Origin of the sequence: Actinomadura kijaniata, from assembly GCF_014138665.1 — a bacterium.
GTDB classification, from domain to species: domain Bacteria; phylum Actinomycetota; class Actinomycetes; order Streptosporangiales; family Streptosporangiaceae; genus Spirillospora; species Spirillospora kijaniata.
Map to the genome: position 1 here is coordinate 201,316 of NZ_JACJIA010000005.1, position 27,000 is coordinate 228,315.

Annotated in this window: 25 protein-coding genes and 2 pseudogenes; 19 read left to right on the forward strand and 8 right to left on the reverse strand. The window is 72.4% G+C overall.

Annotated elements, in window-relative coordinates; genetic code table 11:
- The first annotated feature begins 773 nt into the window (after positions 1 to 773).
- From HNR61_RS20725 to HNR61_RS20765, 9 genes and pseudogenes are all read left to right on the forward strand, one after another.
- The gene (locus HNR61_RS20725; protein WP_182844830.1) at positions 774 to 1,697 is read left to right on the forward strand and encodes an esterase/lipase family protein; all 924 of its coding nucleotides are present in this window, start codon (positions 774 to 776) and stop codon (positions 1,695 to 1,697) included.
- A gap of 375 nt (positions 1,698 to 2,072) precedes the next feature.
- Entirely contained in the window at positions 2,073 to 2,861 is a 789-nt protein-coding gene (locus HNR61_RS20730) for a hypothetical protein (RefSeq protein WP_182844831.1), read from the forward strand.
- A gap of 326 nt (positions 2,862 to 3,187) precedes the next feature.
- Positions 3,188 to 3,688 (forward strand): GNAT family N-acetyltransferase, encoded by a 501-nt coding sequence (locus tag HNR61_RS20735; protein ID WP_182844832.1) that lies wholly within the window; start codon positions 3,188 to 3,190, stop codon positions 3,686 to 3,688.
- Positions 3,689 to 3,816: 128 nt separating this feature from the next.
- Positions 3,817 to 4,738: pseudogene (locus HNR61_RS20740) on the forward strand (IS701 family transposase); the annotation flags it as partial.
- Positions 4,739 to 5,043: 305 nt separating this feature from the next.
- On the forward strand, positions 5,044 to 5,490 hold the full coding sequence (locus HNR61_RS20745; protein WP_182844833.1) for an SRPBCC domain-containing protein: 447 nt from the start codon (positions 5,044 to 5,046) through the stop codon (positions 5,488 to 5,490).
- Positions 5,487 to 5,840 (forward strand): ArsR/SmtB family transcription factor, encoded by a 354-nt coding sequence (locus HNR61_RS49275; RefSeq protein ID WP_182844834.1) that lies wholly within the window; start codon positions 5,487 to 5,489, stop codon positions 5,838 to 5,840. Before HNR61_RS20745 ends, HNR61_RS49275 begins: the two co-directional genes overlap by 4 nt.
- A gap of 253 nt (positions 5,841 to 6,093) precedes the next feature.
- A complete protein-coding gene (locus HNR61_RS20755; protein ID WP_182844835.1) occupies positions 6,094 to 7,503 on the forward strand; it encodes an MFS transporter in 1,410 nt (469 codons plus the stop codon).
- A 17-nt stretch (positions 7,504 to 7,520) separates the two neighbouring features.
- Entirely contained in the window at positions 7,521 to 8,312 is a 792-nt protein-coding gene (locus HNR61_RS20760; RefSeq protein ID WP_182844836.1) for an SDR family NAD(P)-dependent oxidoreductase, read from the forward strand.
- Between the two features lie 266 nt (positions 8,313 to 8,578).
- Complete coding sequence (locus HNR61_RS20765) at positions 8,579 to 8,911, forward strand: hypothetical protein (protein ID WP_182844837.1); 333 nt, start codon at positions 8,579 to 8,581, stop codon at positions 8,909 to 8,911.
- A 205-nt stretch (positions 8,912 to 9,116) separates the two neighbouring features.
- On the opposite strand, the gene HNR61_RS20770 is transcribed toward HNR61_RS20765, so the two are convergent.
- Together HNR61_RS20770 and HNR61_RS20775 are read right to left on the reverse strand one after the other, a co-directional pair.
- Complete coding sequence (locus tag HNR61_RS20770) at positions 9,117 to 10,034, reverse strand: LLM class flavin-dependent oxidoreductase (protein WP_182844838.1); 918 nt, start codon at positions 10,032 to 10,034, stop codon at positions 9,117 to 9,119.
- A 60-nt stretch (positions 10,035 to 10,094) separates the two neighbouring features.
- The gene (locus tag HNR61_RS20775; protein ID WP_182844839.1) at positions 10,095 to 11,087 is read right to left on the reverse strand and encodes an aldo/keto reductase; all 993 of its coding nucleotides are present in this window, start codon (positions 11,085 to 11,087) and stop codon (positions 10,095 to 10,097) included.
- A gap of 148 nt (positions 11,088 to 11,235) precedes the next feature.
- Between HNR61_RS20775 and HNR61_RS20780 the strand changes: the two genes are divergently transcribed.
- Together HNR61_RS20780 and HNR61_RS20785 are read left to right on the forward strand one after the other, a co-directional pair.
- Positions 11,236 to 11,844, forward strand: a complete 609-nt coding sequence (locus HNR61_RS20780; RefSeq protein ID WP_182844840.1) for a TetR/AcrR family transcriptional regulator — start codon at positions 11,236 to 11,238, stop codon at positions 11,842 to 11,844.
- A gap of 381 nt (positions 11,845 to 12,225) precedes the next feature.
- Positions 12,226 to 12,849 carry a hypothetical protein gene (locus HNR61_RS20785; protein WP_246443246.1) on the forward strand — a complete coding sequence of 208 codons (624 nt, stop codon included), beginning with the start codon at positions 12,226 to 12,228 and terminating at the stop codon, positions 12,847 to 12,849.
- A 286-nt stretch (positions 12,850 to 13,135) separates the two neighbouring features.
- Here HNR61_RS20785 and HNR61_RS20790 read toward each other — a convergent pair whose 3' ends face one another.
- Positions 13,136 to 14,068 (reverse strand): LysR substrate-binding domain-containing protein, encoded by a 933-nt coding sequence (locus HNR61_RS20790; protein WP_182844841.1) that lies wholly within the window; start codon positions 14,066 to 14,068, stop codon positions 13,136 to 13,138.
- A gap of 74 nt (positions 14,069 to 14,142) precedes the next feature.
- Here HNR61_RS20790 and HNR61_RS20795 point away from each other — a divergent pair, with 74 nt between their 5' ends.
- From HNR61_RS20795 to HNR61_RS20810, 4 genes are read left to right on the forward strand one after another with little or no spacing between them, the layout of a single operon-like run.
- Positions 14,143 to 14,808 (forward strand): RraA family protein, encoded by a 666-nt coding sequence (locus HNR61_RS20795; RefSeq protein WP_182844842.1) that lies wholly within the window; start codon positions 14,143 to 14,145, stop codon positions 14,806 to 14,808.
- Entirely contained in the window at positions 14,805 to 15,470 is a 666-nt protein-coding gene (locus HNR61_RS20800) for an RraA family protein (RefSeq protein ID WP_182844843.1), read from the forward strand. The genes HNR61_RS20795 and HNR61_RS20800 overlap by 4 nt, the downstream gene beginning before the upstream one ends.
- Entirely contained in the window at positions 15,467 to 16,081 is a 615-nt protein-coding gene (locus tag HNR61_RS20805) for an RraA family protein (protein ID WP_182844844.1), read from the forward strand. Before HNR61_RS20800 ends, HNR61_RS20805 begins: the two co-directional genes overlap by 4 nt.
- A gap of 5 nt (positions 16,082 to 16,086) precedes the next feature.
- Positions 16,087 to 17,253 carry an aminotransferase class I/II-fold pyridoxal phosphate-dependent enzyme gene (locus HNR61_RS20810; RefSeq protein WP_182844845.1) on the forward strand — a complete coding sequence of 389 codons (1,167 nt, stop codon included), beginning with the start codon at positions 16,087 to 16,089 and terminating at the stop codon, positions 17,251 to 17,253.
- A gap of 69 nt (positions 17,254 to 17,322) precedes the next feature.
- On the opposite strand, the gene HNR61_RS20815 is transcribed toward HNR61_RS20810, so the two are convergent.
- Positions 17,323 to 17,775 carry a hypothetical protein gene (locus HNR61_RS20815; RefSeq protein WP_182844846.1) on the reverse strand — a complete coding sequence of 151 codons (453 nt, stop codon included), beginning with the start codon at positions 17,773 to 17,775 and terminating at the stop codon, positions 17,323 to 17,325.
- 67 nt (positions 17,776 to 17,842) lie between these two features.
- The gene (locus HNR61_RS20820) at positions 17,843 to 18,469 is read right to left on the reverse strand and encodes a TetR/AcrR family transcriptional regulator (protein ID WP_220509590.1); all 627 of its coding nucleotides are present in this window, start codon (positions 18,467 to 18,469) and stop codon (positions 17,843 to 17,845) included.
- Positions 18,470 to 18,717: 248 nt separating this feature from the next.
- Between HNR61_RS20820 and HNR61_RS47965 the strand changes: the two are divergent.
- Positions 18,718 to 18,954 (forward strand): annotated as a pseudogene (locus tag HNR61_RS47965) (MMPL family transporter); the annotation flags it as partial.
- 727 nt (positions 18,955 to 19,681) lie between these two features.
- Positions 19,682 to 20,740 (forward strand): MMPL family transporter, encoded by a 1,059-nt coding sequence (locus HNR61_RS47970; protein WP_312898005.1) that lies wholly within the window; start codon positions 19,682 to 19,684, stop codon positions 20,738 to 20,740.
- Here HNR61_RS47970 and HNR61_RS20830 read toward each other — a convergent pair.
- The 3 genes from HNR61_RS20830 to HNR61_RS20840 all read right to left on the reverse strand — a co-directional run bounded on the left by HNR61_RS20830 (position 20,725) and on the right by HNR61_RS20840 (position 23,867).
- Entirely contained in the window at positions 20,725 to 21,375 is a 651-nt protein-coding gene (locus tag HNR61_RS20830) for an adenylate kinase family protein (RefSeq protein ID WP_182844847.1), read from the reverse strand. The two genes, HNR61_RS47970 and HNR61_RS20830, sit on opposite strands and share 16 nt — an antisense overlap.
- Before the next feature lie 76 nt (positions 21,376 to 21,451).
- The gene (locus HNR61_RS20835; RefSeq protein ID WP_067812724.1) at positions 21,452 to 21,985 is read right to left on the reverse strand and encodes a universal stress protein; all 534 of its coding nucleotides are present in this window, start codon (positions 21,983 to 21,985) and stop codon (positions 21,452 to 21,454) included.
- A gap of 88 nt (positions 21,986 to 22,073) precedes the next feature.
- Positions 22,074 to 23,867 carry a tetratricopeptide repeat protein gene (locus tag HNR61_RS20840; protein WP_312898006.1) on the reverse strand — a complete coding sequence of 598 codons (1,794 nt, stop codon included), beginning with the start codon at positions 23,865 to 23,867 and terminating at the stop codon, positions 22,074 to 22,076.
- Positions 23,868 to 24,027: 160 nt separating this feature from the next.
- On the opposite strand from HNR61_RS20840, the gene HNR61_RS20845 reads away from it, so the two are divergent.
- Positions 24,028 to 24,903 carry an SDR family NAD(P)-dependent oxidoreductase gene (locus HNR61_RS20845; RefSeq protein WP_182844848.1) on the forward strand — a complete coding sequence of 292 codons (876 nt, stop codon included), beginning with the start codon at positions 24,028 to 24,030 and terminating at the stop codon, positions 24,901 to 24,903.
- A gap of 517 nt (positions 24,904 to 25,420) precedes the next feature.
- A complete protein-coding gene (gene nhaA / locus HNR61_RS20850; RefSeq protein WP_312898007.1) occupies positions 25,421 to 26,689 on the forward strand; it encodes a Na+/H+ antiporter NhaA in 1,269 nt (422 codons plus the stop codon).
- Positions 26,690 to 27,000: the final 311 nt, after the last annotated feature.

Genomic DNA, 27,000 nt, shown 5'->3' on the forward strand with positions numbered 1-27,000 from the left:
GATCGACCACCACTGGCCAACCTGGCAGCCGGAGGACGGGTGGGGCGGATCCTGGCGCGCCCGGTGCCCCTCCGCCGCCGCACTGGGCTGGCCGCAAGGAGAAGCGTCCCCACCGGGACATCGTCGATTCGATCTTGCATCTGAACCAGGCCGGGTGCGCCCGGTCAGTGCGCAGCACCGGCGGGCCGCTGGGGATCATCGTGCGCAAGCCCACTGACAGCACGATTTCCGGGTGCACCCCAAAGGCTGGGCGCTGGAACGCACGCTGGGCCGGTCGCTGTCGCACTGGCGGCGGCCGGTCCATGGACACCTCGCCCACCGGCCCGGACCACGCCCACTCGAATACGCGGTCTGATCCAGACGATCACCTGTCGAACGCGTTCTCAAAGCGTCCGGCTCGGGCAGAGGCCACGCGACCGCCTCGTTGAAGCGCGCACGTGCTATATGGACCTGTATCCCCGCACGTTGAACCGGGGAATGATCGAACGGTCCGCGCGACCTTCCTGTTGCAAAGTGACGCGGTTCACATATGGGCGCGGACAACAGTGGTCTTGGTTCCCATGGCGGCCGTTCCGTTGCGATCTTAACGTGAAGCCACCTCGGCCCCCGCCTATCTGTTCACCCGTCCGCCCTGCCGAGCCGCATGCGTTGTTCACGCGCATGCTGAAGGTGACGGGTAGGAGGTTTCAATGTCGTACCCCGGTTCTGGTGAAACGGCTCGGCCGCCCAGAAATGGACGCCGCGGATTCCTCGCCGGCGTCGTCTCGGCCGCGGTGGCCGCGCTGACCGCCACCGTCGCCGCGTTCGCGGTCCCCTCGGCCACGGCCACCGCCGCGCCGGCCCATGACCCGGTGATCATGATCCCGGGGATGACGGGCGATCCGGGCTACATGATCCCGATGCAGACCAACCTGCAGTCCAACGGCTGGCCCTCCAACCGGTTGTTCACCTGGACCGACAGCAGCAAGATGACCCAGGACCTGGCCGTGGCCGCCCGGGAGCTGGGCGCCAAGGTCGACCAGGTCCGCTCCCAGACCGGCGCCTCCCGGGTGGTCCTGGTGACCTGGTCGGCCTCCACCCTGGCCGCCCGCTACTACATCAAGAACCTGGGCGGCCAGGACAAGGTGTCGCAGTACATCGGCTTCGCCGGCCCGCAGCACGGCACCACCAACAACGGCTGTCAGCAGTACGTGTCCTGCCAGCAGTTCAAATCCGCCGACACCCCGTTCCTGCGCGACCTGAACTCCGGGACCGAGGTGCCCCACCGCGACAAGGTCGCCTACATGACGGTGCGGTCGGTCAACGACATCAACGCCACCCCCTACGACACCGCCAAACTCGAGGGCGCTCACCACAACTACCTGATGACCGGCGTCACCGCGCCCGACCACTTCAGCATCGTCCTCAACTCCACCGCGCTGGCGGAGATGCGCAAGTTCATCGTCGAGCACGAGGGCACCGCCCCGCCCACCACGCCGCCCACCACCCCGCCGACGACCCCGCCCACCACGCCGCCGGGTGACTGCTACACCGCCACCAACCCCACCCACGTTCAGGCCGGTCGCGCCCGCGCCGTCTGGGGACGGGCCTACGCCAACGGCTCCCACCAGTACATGGGCTACAACCTGGCCTCCCGCACCACCAAGCTCCGCATGAAGAGCGCGAACTACTACGTCATCGACAACACATGCCCTTGATCGGGCCGCCCGCCCCAACGGGATCGGAACTGCGGCCGACCCGCTGAGGAACGGGACCCGTTCCAGGTCGGCTGGGGAGAAACGGCAAATCCCTGCGGGCGATGCGCGGACGCCCGCAGTGTGAACAAATCCGGCCGCCCACGGCGCCCGTCCATTTCGCGATCACATCTCCGGCAACGACCACGCCTGTAATGAGCGGAGCCGCGATGGCGCCAGGGTCGGCCAGGGTTCTCCGTCAGCCACACCACAACAACTCGAACGCGCTGCGGGAGGTGCCATGTACGGAAGCTAGGTCCTCGACACGAGACGACGAACTCGAGCAGAACTCGTCCCCTCCGAGAAATCACGCTCAAGCTCCCACTCGAAGGAACCATCATGCGCAACCAAACGAAAGTCATGGCGGTCACCGCTGGCCTGGCCATCGCGTCCGGGTTGACGTTCGGTGTGAACGCGACCGCGGCCAGCGCCGAGCAGCGCCCCGCCGGCAACCCCCACCCGGCGCTGGGGGCCAAGCTCCAGGCGAAGGCCGCCAAGGCGACGCAGGGCGGCCAGTCGTGCATCGCCGCCATCGACGACAAGGAGGTGCACGGAGGCTGCGCCACCACGCCCCCCGCCACCGACTTCGACGCCTTCTACCTGGTCGCCGTCGACGAGGACGGAGCCGTCCAGTACAGCCCGCCGATCTGGTACTGGGGCGCCGCCTTCACGCAGCTGACCTTCAAGAAGCCGGTGCAGTCAGCCGCCATCGTCGGTGTGCAGGACGACGGCACGCCCGGCCAGACCCTCGCCCGGGAGGGCGACAAGGTCCCGGCCGTGCGCCTGCCCGCCGCCAAGGCCAACCCGGCGTTGGCATCGAGGCTCCAGACGAAGGCTGCCAAGGCGAAGGCCGCCAAGGCGACGTCGCCGACCGCGCAGGGCTGCACCACGACGATCCAGAGGACCGTGCTGCACGGAGGCTGCGGAGCCGTCCCGACCAACAGCTACGCCGCCTTCTTCCTGGCCGGCCAGGACGTGACCGGCGTCAACCAGTCCAGCCCGCCGATCTGGTACTCGGGCGCCGCCTTCACGCAGCTGACCTTCAAGAACCGGGTGAAGCGAGCCGTCATCATCGGCATGCAGGGCAACGGCGAGTCCGGCCCGGTCCTCGCCCGACAGACCGGCTAGCCCGGCAGGGCCGATGCCGCAAGAAGCCGCGCGGCCGGCCGTCGGCGCACCGGGTGCGCCGACGGCCGGCACCGAACCTCATGGCCTCGATCGGTAGCCGGAACCCGGCTCCCGTCGAGGCCATGATCGTGGTGGCCTCATCGCGGCCCCGCGCACCGGCCGGACGCGCCATCACCGCCGCCGACCCCCGCTCCTCCCAGCGGTGCAAGCGGCAGGACGCCCTCTGGTACTCCAGCCGTAGATCGTTACATGCCCTGGTCTTGGGATCGTCCGCCGCTGGCGGAAACTCAGATGATCTGAGGCCACCATCCGGTTAGGGTCGGGCGGTGCCCAAGCTGGAGCGGCTGCATGCTGGCCATGCCCCGGCGGTCCTGGCCTTCGAGCTGGAGAACCGCGCCTACTTCGCTGCCTCGGTCCCCGACCGCGGCGACGACTTCTTCGACGAGTTCACCGACCGGTACGGCGCCCTGCTGGCCGAGCAGGAGGCCGGCATCTGCGCCTTCTACCTGCTCGTTGCCGAGGACGGTTCGGTTCTGGGCCGGTTCAACCTGTACGACCTCGAGAACGGCACTGCTGAGCTCGGTTACCGGGTCGCGCAGCACGTCGCCGGACGCGGCGTGGCGACCGAGACCGTCCGGGAGCTGTGCCGGCTGGCGGTGGCGCGGCACGGGCTGCGCACCCTGCGGGCGGGCACCTCCCGCGAGAACGTCGCGTCCCAGAGGGTGCTGATCAAGGCCGGGTTTGTCCTGGCCGACCCGGCCGACCCGGCCGACCTCGGTGGTAGGTCAGGCCCCTGGTATCAGCGCGACCTGGTACCGCAGCGGTAGACCGTGATCTTGCTGGTGGACCGGTTACGGCCACCGCTGATCATCGGTGTGTGAAGGCAAACGCTCGTGCGGTGGCCGCAGGTCACAGCGTGGACCCTGCCCGCTGGCAGGAGGCGTTCGAGGCAGCGATGTCCCGGATGGCGGGCCGGTTCGCGCGGGTGGAGCCCCGGCGCCGGGTGAGGGACTTGGTGCTGGGGCCGCTGTCGGACCTGCCGCGCAAGAACTGCTGGTCGATCGCCGAGTTGGCCGGGGAGGCGAGTCCGGACGGCATGCAGCACCTGCTCGCCCGGGCCAGGTGGGATGCCGACCGCGTGCGTGATGACGTGCGTGCGTATGTGCTGGAGCATCTGGGCGACCAGGATGCGGTGCTGGTGGTCGACGAGACCGGGGACGTGAACAAGGGCACGCACACCGTCGGTGTCCGGCGCCAGTACACCGGCACCGCCGGGAGGATCGAAAACGCGCAGGCCGACGCGGGCACGCGGCGGTGGACCGGGAGCTGTACATTCCGCGCTCGTGGACGTGCGACCCGGACCGCTGCCGGGCCGCGGGTGACGAGGTCTACGGCGGCAACCCCAAGCTACGGTCCGCGCTGGAAGAGCGCCAGGTGGGCTACGTGCTCGCCGTCGCCTGCTCGGCCGAAGCGACCACCAGCGCCGGGAAGCTCCGTGCGGACGGCCCTGGCCGCGAGGGCACCGAAGCGAGCTTGGCAGAAGCTGTCGGCCGGGGCCGGCGCCAAGGACCACCGCTTCTACGACTGGGCCGTCATCGACCTGGCCGAGCCCCAGCCCGGCTGTCACCGGCTGGTGATCCGCCGCAACCGCACCACCGGTGAACTCGCCTGCTACCGCTGCTACTCGCCCGCTCCGCTGCCCCTGACCACCCTGGTCCGCGTCGCCGGGTCGAGATGGTGGATGGAGGAGACATTCCAGGCCGGAAAGGGGCCTGGCCGGACTGGACGGGCACCAGGTCCGACGCTTCACCTCATGGTTCCGCCGGGTCACCCTGGCCATGCTCGCTCACGCCTTCCTCGCCGTCGTCCGCGCCGATGAACACGCCCGCCATCCCGCCCCGGACGGTGAACGCCTGTGGTCAGCGCGCCGACTCATGGGGTCGGCGCCCGCCCGGCGGGACGCGCCACCGAGGCTCGCGTCGAACGCCGGTTGGCCGTGGCGGCCAGGCGCGTTCCACCGGCTCACTCCGGTGCGGAGCCGCCATGCGATGCCGTGCGGCGCCTGCGCGCGCACCGTCCCGACGGGGTGCTCGCCGACCGAAGTGCAACCGGAGGGTTGCTCCTCGGGAATCCATGTGCAACTCTGGAGTTGCACTAAAGGAGACCGAGAAGGAGTCACCTCATGAACGAGGACCGGATCGAACGTGAGACCCTGATCGAGGCGTCGCTGGAGCGGGTGTGGTCGCTGGTGGCCGAGCCCGGCTTCTGGGTGGCCGACGAGGCGGCCGTGGCGGGCACCGTGGCCACGGAGGGCGCGTCGTTGATCACGAACACCCCCCATGGGGGCGAGGTCCGGGTGCGCGTGGAGAAGGTCGAGCCGCCGACGTACGTGGCCTACCGTTGGACGAGCGCGTTCCCCGGAGAAGAGTTGCGTGAGGACAACAGCACGTTGGTGGAGTTCACGTTGAGCACCGAAGGCGACAGGACGCGGCTGCGCGTGGTCGAGAGCGGGTTCGCGGCACTGAACACGTCCCAGAAGTCGCGCGAGCAGGCATGGCGGTCCAACACCACCGGCTGGGCCCAGGTGTTCGACGCCTTCAAGAAGCGCGCCGAGCAGCCACCGGTGTGACGGCCGAACACCGCGGCGACGTCCAGGCGGTCGACAGCGTCCTCGCCGCGCTGGCCGACCCGACCCGACGCCAGCTGCTCGATCTGCTCGCCGCGGAAGGCGAGGCCACGGCGACGACGCTCGCCGCGCGCCTTCCCGTCTCGCGCCAGGCGGTGGTCAAGCACCTCGCCACCCTGGACGCCGCCGGGCTGGTGAGCGGCAGCCGCGTCGGACGCGAGGTGCGGTACGCGGTGCGGCCCGCGGCGCTGGACGCGACGGCGCGGTGGATGGCCTCGCTCGCAGCCGACTGGGACCGCCGGCTGGCGAACATCAAACGCATCGCCGAAGCGGCGGAGCGCGACGCCCCCTAGCGCTCCGTCCCCGTTCCCTCACCTGACCGACGGTGGACCGGCCGATCCGGCCGATGGCGCGTGCCCACGGTCGTCACCCGGCCGCCGCGCTCACACCCGTCCTTCACCCGCGCTCATCGCTGCGGGAACCCCGTGACCGTGGACGGGCTTCGCCATGCCCTGATCCCAGACCCCACGTCACCGAACGAGCCGGTCAGCCCGGCGACTCGTCACCCGTGCCCGTCAACGGGTCCACGAAAGAGAAAGACGCCTCATGTCTGATGGCACGACCTCGCCGACACGTTTCACCGGCAAGCAGCGGGTGATCCTGCTCGTCCTGCTCGGCGCCGGGTTCATGGTGTCGGTCGACTTCTCGATCCTCAACGTCGCGCTCCCGGAGACCGGCGCGGGCGTCGGGATGCGGGTGGCGGAGTACCCCTGGATCACCGCCGCCTACGCGTTGCCCTCGGCGGGTTTCGCGCTGCTCTTCGGCCGGTTGGCGGACCTGTTCGGCCGCCGCGGGCTGTTCATGGCCGGCATGGTCCTGCTGACCGGGGCGTCGTTGCTCGGTGGCCTGGCGTCCAGCCCCGAGGTGCTGCTGACCGCGCGTGCGTTGCAGGGCCTGGCCACCGCGATGGTGCTCCCCGCGGCGCTGTCCCTGCTCACCACCACGTTCGCGGAAGGCGCGACGCGCGAACGCGCCCTCGGCCTCAACGGCGCGCTGCTGTCCGGCGGCTTCACCGTCGGCGCGCTGGTCGGCGGCTCCCTGGTCAGCCTGCTGGGCTGGCGCGCCACCTTCCTGATCAACATTCCGGTCACCGTGCTGGTGCTGGTGTGCACGCCGCTGGTGATCGGCGAGAGCCGGACGCCCGAGCGGGCGAAGCCGGACCTCGCCGGTGCGGTCACCGTGACCGGCGGCCTGCTGGCCGTCGTCTACGCGATCGTCGAGAGGAACGTCATCGCGGCCGGGCTCGGCGCGGTGCTGCTCGCCGCGTTCTGGATGATCGAGCTGAGGGCGCCCGCGCCGCTCGCCCCGGTCCGCATCCTCCGGCGGCCCACGGTGAAGTGGGGCAACTACGCGGGGTTCGTGATCTTCGCCATGGAAACCGGGATGATCTTCCTGCTGACGCTGTATCTGCAGCGCGTCCTGGACTTCTCACCCCTGGCCACCGGCCTGGTCTTCGGCGTTCCCGGTCTGGCCGCGGTGGCGGCCGGAGTGATCGCCGGACGTCTGGTCGGACGTTTCGGCGCCCGCGAGGTCCTGACCACGGCCATGCTCGTCCAGGGCCTCGCCACCCTTCCCCTGGTCTTCCTCGGCACCGGCCGGACGGCGCTCGTGGTCCTGGTCCCGGCGCTGTTCGTCGGCTTCTTCGGGCACGTCGCGGCCATCGTGGCGTACACGGTGACCGGAACGTCGGGCCTGCCGGACGAGGAGCAGGGCCTGGCCACGGGCCTGACCACGATGACCCAGCAGGTGGCCGTCTCCGTCGGCATCCCGATCCTGAGCGCGGTCGCCGCGACCCGGAGCGTCGAGCTCACCGGCATCCGCCTCGCGCTGAGCGTGAACGTGGCCGTGACGGTCATCAGCGTGGCCCTGGTCTGGATCGGGCTGCGACCGCGGACGGGACAGGCCCGACCGCACCGGCACCGGCCCGCACCCGACCTGGCCGCGCCGCGGCCATGACACAAGGAGAACACCCAGTGGATCTGCAACTGGCAGGCAAGACCGCGGTCGTCACCGGCGGCAGCAAGGGCATCGGCCTGGCGCTCGTCCGCACCCTGCTCGCCGAGGGAATGCGCGTGGTCACCGGCTCGCGCACCATCACGGCGGAGCTGAAGGAGACCGGCGCCGTCCCCGTGACCGTCGACCTCGCCACCGCCGATGGACCGGCCCGGCTCATCGACAGGGCCATCGACGAGCTCGGCGGCATCGACCTGCTCGTCAACAACGTGGGGGTCGGCGACACCGACGACTTCGCCAAGGGCGTCCTGCTCAACCTGCTCGAACTGCCCGACGACGCCTGGGAGCACACCTTCGACCTGCACTTCTACAGCGCGCTGCGAGCCAGCCGCGCCGCGCTTCCCAGCCTGGTCGAACGGAAGGGCACGATCATCAACGTCTCGTCGGTCGGGGCGCGCAACCTCACCGCCGGGCCCGCCGACTACAACGTCTCCAAGGCCGCGCTCAACGCCCTCACCAAGGTGATTGCCGAGCAGTTCGGAGACCAGGGGGTGCGGGCCGTCACCGTGTCGCCGGGACCGGTGGACACCGGGGTGTGGACCGACCCCGACGGCTTCGTCGGCCGTCTGGCGAGGGAGCAGGGCGTCCCCCACGAGGCGTTCGTGGAGCAGGCGATGGGCGGGTTCGGCGTGACCACCGGCCGCCTCAGCACGGCGCAGGAGGTGGCGCGCCTCATCGCGTTCCTCGCCTCACCGAGCAACATCACCGGCAACGAGTACCTCATCGACGGCGGCATGACCAAGCACGTGTGACCCTCGCGGACCACCTCGGACAGCTCCACCTGACGCCTACCGCCGTCCGGCCCGGGACGCTTTCCCCCAAGGCCGGACGGCGGACGCGCTGTCATCGAGCGAAACCGGGGACGGGGAGGGGACGTCCGATCCCCATGGGAGAACCGACGTTCCGGCCGAGGCTCGTGACCCGCGTCGCCCAAGCGTTCCTCAGCGTCACCGTCCTCCCCGCCATAGGCGTGTCAGGGGCGGTCCTGGAACCTCTGGCGGAGGGTTCCGCCCTTGGCATGGCCGTCGCCGTCGTGGTCACGCTGGCGATGCTGGCTTTCGGGGTGGTGCTGGCGGTCCGCGGGTTCCTGATGGGCGTCGTCTGCCGGCCCGGCGAGATCGTCGTTCGGGGCTACCTGAGGACCGCGCGCGTGCCCGTCGACCGGGTCATCGCCGTCCACGTCCTGGACGCCGAGATCTCCTGGCAGGACCACGCGGGCAGGCGACGCCGGACCTCGGTGACCGCGTTCAAGAACGGCCCTCGGACGATGGCGCCGATCGCTCGCCACCACGAACAGTCCATGGAGCGGGTGCGCGCCTGGTGGCTCGCGAACCGCGGTCCGGCGGCCTGAGCCGAAACCCCGCCGCGGACGACCGGCGGGACGTGCCCGTTCACCAGATTTCGCCGATGGCACCTTCATCCGCATGCCGCGACCCGCCCAGGCGGCCGGGAACTTCGACTTGCCGACGGCGGTGGACTCCATCACTTCCCTGGAAATGAGCCGCACCCATGCAAGCAAGGTCATCCACCTGGCCCGGTGAGCGTCATGAGAGGGCTCAGCCGCGTTCGTCCTTCGCGATCGCCTCGCGGACGGCCGGGACGATCTCGTCGGCCCAGCGGCCGAGTGAGACGAGGTCGGGTGTTCCGCCGCCGGCCGAGAAGAGCGTGAAGCCCGACGCGCCGTGTTCCAGGACGGCGCCGGTCAGTTCCTCGGTCCACTGGCCGACGGAACCGCCGACCCAGCGGCCCTCGCGGTCACGCGTGGCGGGCAGCGGCCGGTCGGTGACGCGCCCGGGGAAATTGAAGATCGTGCGGATCTCGCGCGGATCGCGGCCCACGGCCGCCGCCGCCTCGTCGATGACCGGGCGCGACGCCCGGTACCGCTCGCTGAGCCAGTCCGCCGCGTGGCCGGGGATCCAGCCGTCGGCCACCCGGCCGGTGGCGGCCAGGGACTTTCGGCCGACCGATCCGGTCCACACCGGAGGCGCGGCCACCGGAGACGGCTCGATCTCGTTCACCTGGTAGTGGCGGCCCTGGTAGGTGACCGGTGGGCCGCCGCCCGAGAGCATCTTGACCAGGACGATCGCCTCCTCGAAGGCGTCCACGGCATCGCCGGGCGACAGCCGCGGCACTCCCATGTCGGAGATCCGGTCCCACAGCCCGCCCGCGCCCATGCCGAGCACGACGCGGCCGCCCGACAGCGCCGACAGCGATGCCAGCGTCCGCGCCAGCACGGGGGCCGGCCGGGTCGGCAGGTTGGTGACGTTGGCGAAGCCCGAGATGTGCTGTGTACGCCCCAGGATGAAACCGATCGAGGCGTAGGCGTCCAGGCGGCCGCCGATGTAGGGGTGGTCGGAGAGCGAGAAGTGGTCGAGCTCGGCGCGGTCGGCCAGCTGCGCCATGCGCAGCAGCTCCTGCGCGTCGTCGATGCCGGGGTGCGTGCCGAAGCCGAAGGCGACTTCCGGTGCGGTCAAGGTTCTGCCTTTCGTTCGAGGGGGCTGTTCCACCGGCCGGTCCGCCGCGCCGGGGTGTGATCACCAGGCGTACGCCTCGGGCGCGGGCTTGGCCCCGTTGGGCGCGGGCGGGGGGAAGAGCTCGTCCAGCCTGGCGAGCGTGCCGTCGTCGAGCGTGATCCGCAGGGCGCGCAGCGAGCCGTCGAGCTGCTCGACCGTCCGCGGTCCGATGATCGGCCCGGTCACGCCGTCCTGCGCGAGCAGCCACGCCATCCCGATGTGGGCCGGGTCCTCGCCGAGCTCGGCGCACAGCTTCTCGTACGCCTCGATGGTCTCCCGGTGCCGGGCGAGCGTGGCGGCCGAGCGCCCCGAGTCGCCCCGGGAGGCGCCGCCCTCCCTCTGCTTGCGGAGGACGCCGCCGAGCACTCCGCCGTGCAGCGGCGACCACGGGATGACGCCCAGCCCGTAGTGCCTCGCCGCGGGCAGCACTTCCAGCTCGACCCAACGGTTCATCAGGTTGTAGATCGACTGCTCGCTGACCAGGCCGAGGAGGTGCCGGGACCGGGCGGCCTCCTGCGCCTGCGCGATATGCCAGCCGGCGAAGTTGGAGGAGCCGAAGTAGAGCACCTTGCCCTGCTGGCGCAGGACGCTGAACGCCTCCCAGATCTCCTCCCACGGCGTGTCCCGGTCGACGTGGTGCATCTGGTACAGGTCGATGTGGTCGGTCTGCAGGCGCCTGAGGGACGCCTCGCACGCGCGCCGGATGTTCAGCGCCGACAGGAACCTCTCGTTGGGCCAGTCGCCCGTCGGGAGGTAGAGCTTGGTGGCCAGGACGGTCTTCTCGCGCCGTCCGCCACCGGTGGTGAACCACCGGCCGATGATCTCTTCGGTGACGCCGTCGCCCGGCTCCACGCCGTACACGTTGGCGGTGTCGAAGAAGTTGACGCCGTGCTCGTGCGCGCGGTCCATGATCGTGTGGCTGTCCTTCTCGGCCGTCTGGGGCCCGAAGTTCATGGTGCCGAGCACGAGCCGGGACACGGAAAGGCCACTGCGGCCAAGGCGGGTGTACTCCACGTGTTGCAACCTTTCAGGCGGTGGGGGCGAGGGCCGCGCCGCCACGCTAAGCGATACGGAACGCTCCGTGCCGCCTGAAGTATGCGCGCATCGTTCGCGCGCAGTCAAGACGGAACGATCCGTGCCGCCTGATGGTTATCCTGGGGTCATGTCACCCCGACGACCGGAACGCCGCAGCGAAGAGTCAGCCAGGGCCATCGTGCGAGCCGCTTTGGACCTCTGCCGTGAGGTCGGCTACCGCAAGCTCAGCATCGAGGGCATCGCCGCCCGCGCCGGGGTCGGCAAGAACACGATCTACCGGTGGTGGCCCTCCAAGTCCGCCGTCCTGCTGGACGGGCTGGTGTCCGCCGTGACGGACGTCGCCTTCCCCCACACCGCGGACGTGGCCGCCGATCTCAAAACGCAGATGGTGACCGTCGCCGGCAGCATCGCCAGCCCCGACATCGGCCCCCACTACGCCGCGCTGATCGGCGAGGCCCAGCAGGACCCCGAACTCGCCCGCGCCCTGTGGGACCGTCTCATCAGCCATCTGGTGGCCGCCGCCGTCCAGCGCATCCAGCTCGCGCAACGCCAGGGCCAGATCCGCCCGGACCTGGCTCCCGACCTCGTCGTCGAGCTGCTTTACGGCCCCATCTACTACCGCTATCTCATACGCCAGCGTCTCCCCGACGAGGAGCACATCAACGCGATCGTGGACACCGCTCTCGCCGGTTTGGCCCCGTCACCGGCCTCCTCCCAGACGGCCCCTCCCGCATGAGGGGTCCTCTCATGCGGTGAGTCAGCGGAGGCGGACGAGAGCGGCGGCGACGCCGATGCCGGAACGCCGGGCACCTGCTTGGGCAGAACCGGAGGCGAGACCGTCCGCGCGGTCGGTATTCCGCGTCGGCCGTCAGTGCCTGTCTCTGAACCCGGCGCTCAGGAGGGCTTTGAAGGACCTGGTAGCGGATGGCGCCGACCATGGCGATCTGGTGATAGGCACCGTGGTGTAGGCCAGCCGCCCACCGCCGCCCCGTGTCCAGGTCAGCGGCACCGGATTCGCCATCGCCGCAGTCTCGCGGACATGAATCACCCGGGCGGGGGAGCGTCCCGCCCGGCACGGGTGATCACCAGGGCGGGGCGGGAGGGAACGCTGGTGGCCATGGCCATCGACACGTTCGTGCGCATGATCCTGCACACCGCCCCGGCCGGCGGCGACACCGAGCGGCCCGTTCCGCGTCGGGTGCTGCGACTCGCCTATGCGATGCCGTTGCTGCTGTTGCCCTCCTGCCTGTGGCGGCTGCCTTTCGCCTTCCATTTCGACATGGGACAGCAGCACGAGGCCGGCATGCCGAGTTTGTGGGTGAGCATTCCGTATGTGTTCGCGCTGAGCGTGGTGTCGGAGCTGATCGCCTTCCTGTGCATCGGGCTGGTGCGCCGCTGGGGTGAGGTCGCGCCCGCCTGGATCCCGTTGGTCGGCGGCAGGCGAGTCCGGCCCCTGGCGGCGGTCATCCCCGCGGTGCTCGGCGGGCTGATCCTCACCGCGGTGTTCGGCTCCGTGCCGATCGACGGCGGGCAACACCTCACCGTGTTCGGCGTGGGCGACGACATCTCCTACGACAACGGCTGGTGGAAGGCACTGGCGATGATCTGCACCGCCCCGATCGGCATATGGGGACCGGTCGTCCTCGTGCTCGCCGGCGCTTACTACCTGCGCCGCCGCCCCGAGACCGGCCGGACCCCGGCACCTGCGGAACAGGACGCGAACGTCAGCCCTTCCTGCTGAGGCTGGTGGCCTGGCCGACCGGGCTGAGCGGATGTAGGTGGCCTGTTGGCCCTGGCGGACGGTCTATGGCTTCTTCGCCCGCTGGACCCGAGCCGGTGTGATCACCCAGATCCGTGACCAGCGTCGTGAACAGGTCCGGGTGCACGCGCAACGCCGCCCGCGCCCGGCCGCCAAGCATCGAGCGCGGCTACGACGGGGGAAAGAAGATCAACGGCCGCGAGCGGCACGTCGTGGTCGGCCCCCGTGACCTGCTGGTGATGGTGCCGGTCACCCCGGCCAGACCAGATCAATCCGGCTTTGAACACGGGCTCCCACCGGCTGCGGTGGGTGGTGCCTGCGCCGCGGTCAGTCGCACGGTGATGGCGGTGAGGCGTTCGGCCAGCGCGCCGGGGGCGGATCTCGTCATCGCGGTGAGTTCGATGGTCGCCGTCGCGTGACGGAGCGGTCTGAAGCGGACGGCGGGGCGTGGCGCGGACGCCGCGGCGGGCACGACGGTGACGCCGAGCCCGCACTCGACCATGGCGATCTGTGAGGTCACCGACCGTGCCCAGTGGGCCGGGGCGGGGCTGAAGCCGGCCGCCCGGCACAGGGCCGCCATGGCGTCGTGGTAGTCGGGCGAGATGTGGCGGTGCAGCCACACCCACGGGGAGTCCGCGAGGTCGGCCAGGTCCAGTGGGCCGGTGGCCTCGGCGGCGGGGTGGCGCGGGGGCAGGGCCGCGACGAACCGGTCGGCGAAGAGCGAGGTCGCGGTGGTGCCGCGCACGGGGGCGGTCTGGCGCACGATGGCCCAGTCGAGCGAGTGGTCGAGCAGTCCTTTCGCGGCCTCGTGGGTGTCGATCTCCTGGGTGCGGATCTCGACGTCCGGCAGGGCCGCGTGGAAGCGTTCCAGCACGAGCGGCAGGGGCCAGGAGAAAGCCGAGGCGACGGCGCCCAGGCTCAGCCGTCCACCGCGCCCGGTGGCGGCCTGCCGGGCGGCGGCCTCGGCTTCCTCGGCCTGCCGGATCAGGGCGCGGCAGTGGTTCAGGAACACCGCTCCGGCGTGGCTGAGGGCGACCGACCGCTGGGTGCGGTGCAGCAGTTCACAGCCGAGTTGGTGCTCCAGCTGTTTGATCGCCTGGGACAGCGGCGGCTGGGACATCCGCAGCCGCCGCGCCGCGCGTCCGAAGTGGAGTTCTTCGGCGACCGCGACGAAGTACCGGGCCTGCCGGATCTCAACCATGATTCGCTCGGCCTCTTACTGAGAGAGGTGATCAGACCTTCCGAATATATCTGGAGGCTGCTGAAGTGGAGGGCATGAGCGACTCATCTCTCCTGGACCGCTTCGCGGCGCTCGACTCCGCCGCGGTCAGCGACGCCCTCGACCGGCTCGGGCTTCCTTGCGGCGTCGGCGGCATCGGTCCGGTGTGGGGTCCCGCGGCGGTGGTGGGGTTCGCCGTCACCGTGGGGCTCGAACCGCGTGCCGAAGGACCCGCCGGAGCCCACATCATCACCACGGCCGTCGAGAGGTGCGATGACCAGAGCGTGATCGTCGTCGACAACCAGGGCCGCACCGACGTGTCGTGCTGGGGCGGCATCCTGAGCCTGGGCGCGTCCCTTCGCGGTGTTCGCGGTGTCGTCGCCGACGGCGCGTGCCGCGACGTGGCGGAGGCCCGGGAGCTGGGCTTCCCGGTGTTCGCGCGGGGTTCGGTCCCGGCCACGGCGCGGGGCAGGCTGCGGCAGCGCTCCACCGGCGAGCCGGTCGGCGTCGCCGGGCTCACGGTCGAGCAGGGCGACGTCGTCGTCGCCGACGAGAGCGGCCTGGCCGTCGTCCCGCGCGAGCGGGCCGAGGAAGTGGTGCGGATCGCCACCGCGATCGTCACCCGGGAACGCGCCATCGCCGGCGAGGTGCGCGCGGGCGCGCCGCTCTCCCGGGCCATGCACGACGCCCGCCTCACCGAGGACGGGGAGGTAGGCCGATGAGCGACCCCACCGCCGCCTCGCGCCTCGCCGCCGGCCTGTCCACCGCGTCGGTCTCCGACGCCCTCGACTCGCTCGGGCTCCCCGGGTCCCTCCACGGCATCGGCGCGCTGCGCCAGGGCCAGCGGACGGCCGGACCGGTCTTCACCGTCACCTACGAACCGGTCGGCGAGACCGGCGGCACGGTGGGCGACTTCCTGGACGACGTCCCCGCCGGCGCGGTGGTCCTGATCGACAACGCCGGCCGCACCGACTGCACGGTGTGGGGCGGCATCATGAGCCGGACCGCCCGCGAGCGCGGCATCGCGGGCACCGTCATCCACGGCGCCTGCCGGGATGTCGCCGTCGCGGCCGCCGCCGGTTACCCGATCTGGTCGGTCTCCCGGTTCATGCGCACCGGTAAGGACCGCGTGCGGGTGGCCGCGGTCCAGGCGGCCGTCACCATCGGCGGCGTCCTCGTCCACCCCGGCGACGTCCTCGTGGCCGACGACGACGGCGCCGTGGCCGTCCCGGCCGGGCGCTGGGACGAAGTGGCGGACATCGCGCGGCGCATCGACCGCGTCGAGGAGGCCGTCGTCGAGGCCGTCCTCGGCGGCGCCACCCTCGCCGAGGCGCGTGCACGGCACGGCTACCACTCCCTACAGACCCGTAAGGACCCCTCGTGAGCACGAACGACCTCGCCCGAGGCCACTCCAGCGCCACCCTGTCCGAGGCGTCCGGGCTTCCCGTGGCGCTCTCCCCGCGGATCCGGCCGCTGTGGCCCGGTGCCCGGCTGTGCGGCCCGGCGTTCACCGTGCAGGGCGCCGGCGGGGACAACCTCGCCCTGCACCACGCCGTCCTGGAGGCGCCGCCCGGCTCGGTCCTGGTCGCCGACGTCGGCGGCGCCCGCTTCGGCCACTGGGGCGAGATCCTCACGGTGGCCGCCCGACAGCGCGAGATCGCGGGCCTGCTCATCGACGGCGGCGTCCGGGACGCGGCGGAGATCCAGGCGCTGGGCTTCCCGGTCTTCTCGCGCAACAACGCGATCTTCGGCACCCGCAAGGACTTCCGCGGCGTCCTGGGGCGTCCCGTCACCGTCGGCGGTGTCGTCGTCCACGCCGGTGACCTCGTCGTCGGGGACCTCGACGGAGTCGTGGCGCTTCCCGCGTCCGACACCCGGCCGATCCTCGACCGCGCCGACGCGCGCGTGGCCCACGAGAGGGAGCTGATGGAGCGGCTGCGGGAAGGCCGCAGCACCCTGGAGCTGCACGACGGCTTCGAAGCCGCCGGGCGGTGACGACGATGACCGACAACCCGATCCTCGCCGTGGCCGACAAGGCGCGGGCGCTGCGGGCCCAGGGCGTGGACGTCATCACCCTGGCCGCCGGAGAGCCCCAGGCGGCCACCAGCGCCGTGGTCGTTCAGGCCGCCGTCGACGCCGCCCGCGACCCCGCCACCCACCACTACGCGACAGCGCAGGGCGACCCGGCCCTGCGCGAGCGCGTCGCCACCGCCGTCGCCGGTGACACCCGGCTCTCCTGGACCCCCGACGACGTCCAGGTCACCCTCGGCGCCAAGCACGCCCTCTTCCTGGCCGTCCAGGCCCTGGTCGGCGCCGGCGAGGAGGTCCTGGTCGCCGCGCCCGGCTGGCCCGGCCACGCCGAGGCCGTCACCGCCGCCGGCGGCATCGCCGTCCCGGTCGCCACCGACCGGACGTTCCGGCTCTCCGCCGAGGCCCTGGAGACCCGCCGATCCCCGCGCACGCGGGCGGTGATCCTCTCCAGCCCCGGCAACCCCACCGGCGCCGTCCACCCCGAGGCCCGGCTGCGGCAGATCGCCGACTGGGCGCGGCGGCACGACGTCTGGGTCATCAGCGACGACATCTACCGGGCCTTCGACTACACCGGGACCTACCGGTCCATCCTGCGGGCGGCCCCCTCACTGCGCGGCCGCGCCGTCGTGGTGGGCGGCGTGTCCAAGGAACACGCCATGACCGGCTGGCGCGTCGGCTGGCTCGCCGCGCCGCCGCAGGTCATCGCCTCGGCGCGGCTGCACGTGTCCCGCACCATCACCCACGTCCCGACGGTCAACCAGCGGGCCGCCCTGGCCGCCCTGGACGACACCGCCACCCCCGTCCGGGCCGCGTCCGACTACCGCCGCCGGCGCGCGCTGCTGGTGCGGGCGCTGAACGGGATCGACGGCATCGACTGCCCGCTGCCCGACGGCGGCATGTTCGCCTTCCCCGACGTCGGCGCGCTGCTCCGCGACCGCGGCTGGACCAGCGGCGCCGACCTCGCCGCGTGGCTCCTGGACACCGCCCGTCTGGCGGTCGTGCCCGGCGAGGCGTTCCGCGCCCCCGGCCGCATCCGCGTGTGCTTCGCCGTCGACGACAGCACGCTGATCACCGCGGTCGAGCGACTGCGGGCCGTCCTGGCCCCACGCGGCGCGGGAAGGCCCCACACCACCTGAGGCGGACCCGACGAGCCCCGCCGGGAAGCCGGAACCCTTCACGCTCGCCCTCACTGGCGGCGCGACCCGTCACGGCTTCGGCTCGACCAGGATCGCAACGTCGGCGACGACCACACGCAGCTCGATGGGGAACTCCGCGTCGGCCTGCCCGACGCACAGGCCGACCCACCGATCGGCCGCCGCGGGCCGCCAGACCAGCATCTGGGAGCTGAGCAGGCAGAGCTGCGCCATGGGCTCAGGCGCTGGAGCCGTGCTCTCCAGATACGGTTCCAGGTCCATCTTTCCGGGAGCGCCCCAGCGCGTGGTGAACACCTCCGCCAGCGCCTGGAGCGCGGAGTCGATCCGTTCCTCGGCGGCTTCGGTGATCTCAGGGTCGCGGCTCTCCCAGAAGTCCTGGCTGGCTTCGAGGACCCTCACATGGTGACCGGGCCCGCTGAGAGCGCCTCCGGTCCACTCGCTCCGTTCGAGGAACGGCGAGGCGAGCAGCTCGTCCACGATCGCCAGGTGCTCATCAAGCGTCATGGCCGGAGACTAGCGTCGTCCACGCGGACGGCCGCGTCCTGCCCGCGGACGCTGTGGACGCGACTCCTCAAGAGCCCGATCGCCCCACCACCGGCTCCAGGTAGCCGAGCAGGACCTTCTTCATCTCCCTGATCTCGGCGGGGCGTTCGGCCTCGTCGGCCGCGGTGACCATCGAGATCATCGCCTGGAAGACGCGGACCAGGACGCGGGCCGTGCGGGCGCGGTCGGCGGCGGGCAGGTCCGGGGCGCGGACGGCGATCATCTTCTCGACGCGGCCCAGCAGCGCCGCCTGGATGGGGCGGGCGGCGGCGGCCAGGCCCGGCGGCATGTCGGGGCGGGCGAACAGGGCCTTGAAGCCGGGGTTGGCCAGGTTGAACGCCACGATCGGGTCCGCCATCCGGTCGACCAGCTCCGGCAGCTCCAGCGCCGCGAAGTCGAGGGAGTCGAACGCCTCCCGGTGCGCCGCCCCCATGTCGGCCACGAAGCGGTCCGCCAGCGCCTGGGCGATCGCCTCCTTGTTGGCGAAGAACTGGTACAGCGAGCCCGGCGAGATCCCGGCCGCGGCGGCGATGCGGTTGGTGGTGGCCGCCTCGTAGCCGATGTCGGCGAACACCCGCGCGGCGGCCGTCAGGATCTCGGCCATCCGCCGTTCGCCGCGCGCCTGCCGCCTGCGCGGCCGCTCCTCGTCCGCCAACGCCGCCCCTTCCCCGTCTGTCAGCAGAGTATTGCAAACGCGAGTGATTGCTCGTAATCTCCGGTCGAAACACGAGCGATCGCTCGTAAATCGGAGCGGGGGAACCCATGCTGGGAAGGACACTCGTGCGCCGGGCGCGGTGGATCGTCACCGCCGGTGTGCTGCTGGCGGTCGGGGCGGCGCTGGTCGGCGCGGGGACGATCGGCGCGTTGTCGCTCAACCGGTTCGAGGCGCCCGGGTCGGAGTTGATGCGGGTCCGCGACGTGCTGGCCCGGGAGCACTCCACCGGCAGCCCGAACGTGGCGCTGCTGGTCACCGCCCGGAACGGCACCGTCGACGACCCGGTCGCGGCCGCCGCCGGACGCGCGCTGACCGAGGAGCTGCGCGCCCGGCCCGGCGTCGGCGACGCCTGGTCGTACTGGACGCGCGGCAGCGCCGGAACGCTGCGCGGGACCGACGCCCGCCAGGCCCTGGTGCTGGCCTGGGTGCCCGGCGACGCCGACCGGGTCCGCCGCGAGGTGCTGCCGGAGCTGGCCCCGCGCTTCACCCGCGACGGCCCGGTCCTCCAGGTGCGCGTCGGCGGCGGCGACGAGGTGTTCCGGCAGGTCATGGAGCAGGCCCGCGGCGACTTCCTGCGCGCCGAGCTGGTGATCCTGCCGCTGGTGCTGCTGATGCTGTGGCGGGTCTACCGGCGGCTGGTCCCGGCGCTGGTGACGGTCGGCGTCGGGCTGTTCGCGGTGGCGGGGTCGCTGGCGCTGCTGCGCGGCGTGCTGGGCTTCGCCGAGATCTCGACGTTCGCCTCCAACATCGCCCTGGTGATGGGGATCGGCCTGGGCGTCGACTACGGCCTGTTCATGATCTTCAGGTTCCGGGAGGAGCTGCGCGGCGGCGCGGAGGTGCCCGAGGCCGTGGCGCGGACGGTGCGCGGCACGGGCCGCACGGTGCTGTTCAGCGGCGCGACGGTCGCCGCGTCCCTGGCGGTGCTGCTGGTGTTCCCCTTCCCGTTCCTCAGCTCGTTCGCCTACGCGGGCGTCGCGGTGGTGATCTCCGCCGTGGTCGGCGCCACGGTCGTGCTGCCCGCCGCGCTGGCGCTGCTGGGCCGCCGCGTCGAACGCAGGCGGCCGCCCGCGGACGACGGCCCGTCGGGCGCCTGGTACCGGACGGCGGCCCTGGTGACCCGGCGTCCCCTGCTGCTGGGCGGCGCGGCGCTCGGTGTCGTGCTGCTGCTGGGCGCCGTTCCTGGGCATCCGCTTCGGCCTGCCCGACGACCGCGTGCTGCCCGGCTCGGCTCCGGTCCGCCAGGTGTACGACCAGGTCCGCGCCAACTTCCCCGCCGAGGAGGCCGACGCCCTGCACGTCGTGACGAGCGGCGGCGACCCCGCCGGGATCGCCGCCTACGCCGGGAGGCTGTCGCGGATCGAGGGCGTCGTGCGGGTCGACTCGCCCGCCGGGTCGTTCACCGGCGGCCGCCGGGTGGAGGCCGCCACGGAACGGATGCGCGACCGGCTGGCGGTGGTGCCCTCCTCACGGCGGCTGGAGCGGGACGCCGTCGGGCTGGTCCGCGAGGTCCGCGCCGTGCCCGCGCCGTTCGCGACGCGGGTCGGCGGCTACCCCGCCGAGCTGGCCGACTACCGCGACGGCGTCACCGAACGCCTGCCGCTGGTCGCCGGGCTGATCGTCGTGGTGACGTTCGCGGTGCTGTTCCTGATGACCGGCAGCGTCGTCGCGCCGCTGAAGGCGTCGCTGCTGAACGCGGTCAGCCTGACGGTCATGTTCGGCGCGCTGGTGTTCGTCTTCCAGGACGGCCACCTGTCGGGGCTGCTCGGCTTCACCCCGACCGGGTCGATCGAGCCGAGCGTGCCGCTGCTGATGTTCTGCATCGCCTACGGCCTGTCCATGGACTACGAGGTGCTGCTGCTGTCGCGGATCAAGGAGGAGTACGACCGGACCGGCGACGCCGTCGCGGCCGTGCCCGCCGGGATCGCCCGCAGCGCGCCGCTGGTCACCGCCGCCGCCGTCATCCTGGCGGTGTCGTTCGCGGCCTACGCCACCGGGCGCGTGGTGTTCCTCCAGCAGCTCGGCGTCGGCATGGCGTTGACCGTGCTGGTGGACGCCACCCTGATCCGCGGTGTGCTCGCCCCGGCGCTGATGCGCCTGGCGGGCCCGGCCAACTGGTGGGCGCCCCGCCCGCTGCGCCGCCTGCACCGGCGGATCGGCCTCGCCGAGGAGCCCGCCCCCGTGGCCCCCGTCCCCGTCTACGGGCGCGTGTAGTCGGGCAGCCCCAGGCGGGTGCGGATCTCCTGCTGGATCGTGTGGACGTCGGAGCGGGCGTCGATCGTGAAGACGAACTCCTTGCGCCCGAACAGCTCGATGATCGGGTCGGTCTTCTCGTGGTACAGGCGCAGCCGCTCGGCCAGGGCCTCCTCGGTGTCGTCCTCCCGGGACACCAGCTCGCCGCCGCACACGTCGCAGCGGCCCTCCACCTCCGGACGGTGGGCGATCAGGTTGTAGTCCATGCCGCAGCGGGCGCACAGGCGGCGGGCCAGGACGCGGCGGCGCACCTCGGAGTCGGGCAGGTCGAGGTGGATCACGCCGTCGATGTCGTAGCTCTCCAGGAAGAACTCCGCCTGGCGCGCGTTGCGGGGGAAGCCGTCGATGACGAAACCGTAGTTCCAGTCGTGCTGGGCGAGGCGTTCGCGCACGATGCTCTCGACCAGGTCGTCGCCGACCAGCTCCCCGGCGCTCATGGTGCGGCGGACCTGCGCGCCGAGCTTGGTGTGGTGCTGGACGTGCCAGCGGAAGATGTCACCGACGCTGATGTGCACCAGGTCCAGGTCCCGCACCAGCAGCCGCGACTGGGTCCCCTTGCCGCTGCCCTGGGCACCGATGATCACGTATTTGCGCATGGGCGCAGCGTCTCACGGAAGCGGAATCCGCCGGACGCGGGACCCGCCGGACGCGGGGTCGCGCGGACGCCGGACCTCAGGGGCGCGGGCGGCGTCCCAGGCGGCGCAGCAGGCCGCGATCGGGAGGGTGGTCGCTGAGCGAGCGCAGCAGCGACTCCAGCGTCGGCGGGCGCACGCACACCAGCGTGGCGCGGGCGCGGCGGGCGCAGTGCAGCCGCACCGACGGCCGCATCAGCCGCGACAGCAGGCCGCGCGTGCCGTGCCCGACGACCAGGATGTCGTCGTCGCGGGCCAGCCGCACCAGGGCCGCGCCCGGCTCGCCGACCAGCGCCAGCGCGCTGGTCGGCACGTCGGCCGGGACGCCGCCGGCGACCTCGTCCAGCAGCCGGTCGATGAGCTCGGCGCCCGCTCCGCGCAGCGCCTCGGTGATGCCGCATCCGAGCTGCCCCGCCGCCGACACGTGCGGCGGCAGCGGCGCGGCGTGCACGACCAGCAGGGGCAGGCGCCGGAGCCGGGCCTCGCCGATGGCCCAGGACAGGGCGCAGCGCGCCCCGGCGGAGTCGTCGACCCCGACGACCACGCGGGGGCCGCCGTCCGGTCTCGCGATCACGGTGCCTCGATCCTCCGAACACCTTGTGGAGCTGTGCCTGACAGCTTGACAGGCGACGATGCCGGTGTGGAAGAGGCGCGCGGACCCGTTATCCGGCGGAACGATCCACGATCTCGTCGGCCACCCCGCGCACGTCGTCGTCGATCTCCGGGGTGGCGCGGACCAGGAAGGCGAGGGAGTCCAGGATCGTCACCGCGCGGGTCCGGGAGGCCCGCAGCGCGGCCAGGAACCGCCAGGCCACGAGCCCGGCGACGTCGGCGCGGGCCTCCGGGTGCGTCCAGGCGACCGCGACCAGTGCCAGCAGCGCGGCCTCGGTCACCCAGTCCTCGGGCCCGTAGGCCAGGTCGACCAGGACCGAACGGCGTTCGGACTCGGCCCAGGGCTGGTCGGCGCGGTGGTGGGCGATCCCCAGGCACGCCCACGCCTGCACCGACCGGATCCACTCCGGCGTCTCGGCCGGGTCGGGGGCGACCGGCGGGTGGACGAGCAGGCCCAGCAGGTCGTCCAGGCTCAGCCCCGACAGGTGGACCGCGTCGTCGTAGGCGGCGGGCAGATGCCGCCAGCGGTACCCGGCGAAACGCCCCACGACCTCCACGGCCTGCGGTGACGGCGGCGGAACGGCCGGACGCGCCACCAGCCCGTCGTACTCCCACACGCGCCGCGCGACCCCGCCCACCGGGGTCCCGTCGAACACCTCGGGGACGGGCCGCCGCAGATCGGGCTCCTGGGACCGTTCGACCATCACCGGGGAACCGGGCACCACGTGCGCGAACGCCATCAGCGCGCTGGGCGCCTCCAGCGCCGACAGCGCCAGGTCGACCGAGTCGGGGATCGGGTCCTGCTCGGTGATCTGCCGCAGCACGTTGACGACCGCCTCGCTGGGGCGGGGGATGTGGCCGAGCCAGTACCGCCGCTGCGCGGTGTGGGTCAGCAGCCGGTCGGCGTGGCCGTTGTCGGGGTGGGCGCGCAGGTGGTCGGCCATCGCCACCAGGTGGAACAGGCCGCCGTCGCGGTCGAAGCGCATCCCGCAGGCGGTCGGGAAGGCGCTGGGGCAGTCCGGGTCGATCCGCAGGGCGCGCTCCACCCACTCCAGCGCCTCGTCGGGCCGCCCGGCGGTGGCCATCAGCTCGCCGATGTCGGTGAGCAGCGCGGTGTTGTCCGGATCCAGCTCCAGGGCTCGCAGCCAGGCGTGCTTGGCGTCGTCCCAGCGTCGCGCGGCGCGGTAGGCGTAGCCGAGCGCCATCGCGGCGTTGAACGACGGGTCCGCCGCCTCCGCCCGCATCGCCAGGTCGATCGCCTCGTCCGCCGTGCCGACCCGGCGCAGCAGCATCGACCCGGTCCACAGCAGGGTCGCCTCGCCCGGGTGCGCGACCGCCGCGACCCGCACCAGCCCCGCGAACGGCTCCAGCGCCGCCCGCTCCTCCTCGGGCACCGGGTCGGGCAGCACGCCCGTCAACCGCACCACGCCCGCGCTGATCTCCTCGGGCGGCAGCTTCGCCGCCAGCGCCGGGTCGCGCATCCACGGCACGTCCGCCCAGCCGACCTCCGGCTGGTGGCACTGCGCCGACACCAGCAGCCGGAACGCCTCGGCGTGCGCGCCCCGCGCGGCCAGCACGTGCGCGCGGGCCAGCACCGTGCCGAGGAACACCGGCTCCTCCAGCGCGAACAGCTCCGGCCCGCCGCCGGGATGCCCGGCCAGGCGCGCCAGCAGCTCGTGCGCCTCGGGCAGCGCGGGGGAGTGGACCAGGGCGCGCGCCACGTGCTCGGCGGCATGCCCCAGCTCGCCGTCGTCCAGCGCCAGCCGCGCCATGCTCAGCTCACCCTCGGCCTCCAGCCGGGGGTCGGCCATCCCCTCGTGCGACCCCTGATGCGCGTCGGACACTCGCCCCTCCCGAAACACCGTTTTCCGGTCACCCTGCCATGCCGCACCGACAGCGCGCCCGCCAACCCCCGGGCTCCCCGCCGGAAACGGGTACATCCTCCGGTACCGGGGTAGGGGAGCCGACCGGGCGGAGCCCGTCCGACGAGAGTGAGGGACCGCGATGGATCTGGGAGACCTCGTCTGGCGGGTCGGCGAGGAACTCGACCCGCGCCGCCAGATCGACCGGCTGCGCGCCCCCGGACGCACCCTGCGCGACGCCGTCGCGGGCCGCCGCGTCCTGCTGACCGGCGCGTCCGCCGGGATCGGCCGCGAGACCGCCCTGATGCTCGGCGGCGCGGGCGCCGAGCTGGTCCTGGTCGCCCGGCGCGGCGCCCTCCTGAAGGACCTCGCCGAGCAGGTCGAACGGCGCGGCGGCGCCGCCCACCCCTACGCCTGCGACCTCACCGACGACGACCAGGTCGACACCCTCGTCTCCTACGCCACCGAGGGCCTGGGCGGCGTCGACGTCCTGATCAACAACGCGGGCCACTCCATCCGCCGCAACCTCGACGAGACCACCGGCCGCCTCCACGACGCCGAACGCCTGATGAGGCTCAACTACTTCGGCGCGCTCCGGCTGACCGTCCCGGTCGTCGCGCACATGCGCACCCGCCGCCGGGGCCACGTCGTCAACGTCTCCACCCTCGGCGTGCAGGTCGGCGCGCAGCCGCTGTTCGCCGGGTACCTGGCCTCCAAGGCGGCGCTGGACGCGTTCGCCCGGTCCGCCGCGCCCGAGACCCGCCGCGACGGCGTCGTGTGGACCACCGTCCACATGCCCCTGGTCCGCACCGAGATGATCGAGCCGACCGGCGTGTACCGCGCGCTCCCCGCCATGACACCGCGCTCGGGCGCCCGCATGATCGCGCACGCGGTCGTCCACCGCCCGGCCCGCGTCAGCCACCCCGCCGGAACCGCCGGACACCTGCTCGACCTCCTGGTCCCCGAGGCGGTCGAACGCGTCATGGGCCGAGCCGCCAAGATCACCGGCGGTCTCTGACCCTCCAGCGGTGGGAACGAGGTCGCCGGCCGATCGGCGACGGGCGTTGGTGCGGTGGTCGCCCGGCGTGGTCGGTCTGGTGCGGTTCACCGTGGCGCTGTGCCATCACTGATGGGGCAGGCCTCCACGGACGAGCTGGTGACGGCCTGCCGGAGGCTTTCCGCCGGATGGTCGGCCACCAGGCCGGGACGCCGCTGACCTCGCCCGGGGCTTCCTGGAGGCGCGGCTGCTCACCATCATGTTGCCGGTGCTGGGCATCGGTGTGGGGCCCGCGCCATCGGTGGGGCCGAGGAGGACGGCACGCTGGAACCACTGCCGGCCAACCCCATCAGCCGCCGCGCCGCCGCGAACCTCGGGCGGGCCGCAACGAGGGGCATGGGAATCGATCACGTCCATCCCGACTTGTACTGGCCTGCGTTCTTTACGTAGCTTTGATGGCAATGCGTGCGAGGCGCAGGGTGTGCCGGGAAGTCTGGTCGGCGATGTCGCTGCCGTCACCTGGTGAAGGAGATCGCCCGTGCGCCTGCCCTCCCCGTTCAGCATGTCCCGATCCCGCGGGGATTCCAGGACCGGAGGGCCCAGGGTCGAGGCGCTCGCCTACTTCCTGCGCCGCGAGACCACCGGCGGGCAGCTGCTGCTCGCCGCGACCGCCGTGGCGCTGCTGTGGGCCAATCTCGCCCCCCGCCACTACCAGCGGCTCTGGGGCACCGAGCTGGGCCTGGGGCCCGACTGGCTCCACCTGCACCTGAACCTGTCGGCATGGGTGTCGGACGGCCTGCTGGCGATCTTCTTCTTCATCGCGGGCATGGAGGTCAAACGCGAGCTGACCGTCGGGGAGCTGGCCGGATGGCGGGCGGCGGCGCTGCCGATGTTCGCCGCCGCCGGCGGCATGCTGACCCCCGCGCTGATCGCTCTGGCGGTGTCGGGCGGCCGCGCGGCCGAGGGCGGCGCGTGGGCGATCCCGGTGGCCACCGACATCGCCTTCGCGCTGGGAGTGCTGGCACTGGTCGGATCCGGCCTGCCCTCGGGGGTACGGGTCCTGCTGCTGTCGCTGGCGGTCGTGGACGACCTGGGCGCGATCGCGTTGATCGCCGCGCTGTTCACCCAGAACCTGAACCTGCTCTGGCTGGCGGCGGCGCTGATCCTGTGCGGCGGCTACCTGCTGGCGCAGCGCCGCCGCGTCACCTCGGCATGGTTGATGATCCCGCTGGTGGTCGCGGTGTGGATCTGCGTCCATGCCAGCGGAGTCCACGCCACCGTCGCCGGGATCCTGCTGGGCCTGCTCACCCCCGTCACCCCCGTCGGCGGCGAGCCCGAGTGCGCCGCCACCCGGCTGGAACGGCGGCTGCACCCGGTCTCGGCCGGGATCATCGTGCCGCTGTTCGCGATCGCGGCCGCCGGCATCCCCCTCGGAGCGATCACCGAGACGGTCGGCGACCCCGTCGCCCAGGGAGTGTTCGTCGGCCTGCTGGCCGGCAAGGCCATCGGGATCTTCGGTGGGGCGTGGCTGGCGGTCCGGTTCCGCCTGGGCGCGCTGCCACCGGGGGTGGGCTGGGCCGACGTGTTCCCCGTGGCGGTCCTGGGCGGCATCGGCTACACCGTCAGCCTGCTGGTCGCACGCCTGGCCAGCGACGACCCCTCCGCCGCCGAACGCGCCGCCACCGCGGTCCTGGCCGCCTCCCTGGTCGCCTCACTGCTGGCGGTCCTGCTGCTGAAGCTCCGCAGCCGCGTGCATCGTTCCCCGCACGACCGCAGCGAGAACGACCGCGAGCCCGTCACGTCCTGAACGACCGATCCAGCGCCGCAGGCCATCCTGCGGAACAAAGCGTCACCCGCCGACGGAGCTGAACAGCGGCGAAGCCTCCGTAGGGCAGGCGGTCTCTCGCCTCCCTCCTCGCGACAGCCCCTGATCGCTTGGACGACCGCGATGAGCCGAGCCGGATCAGACCCGCCGCCTGGTCAGCGCGCTGCTGCGCCACCTGGTGTTCGGCGCGACGTGCCGCCGCTGACCCGCGAGATCTTCCGCTGCCCCTTGGTCCGCATCGGATGAAGAGGATTGCCGGGATTCCCTGAGGGACCTCCCTTCCCCTCTGCTGT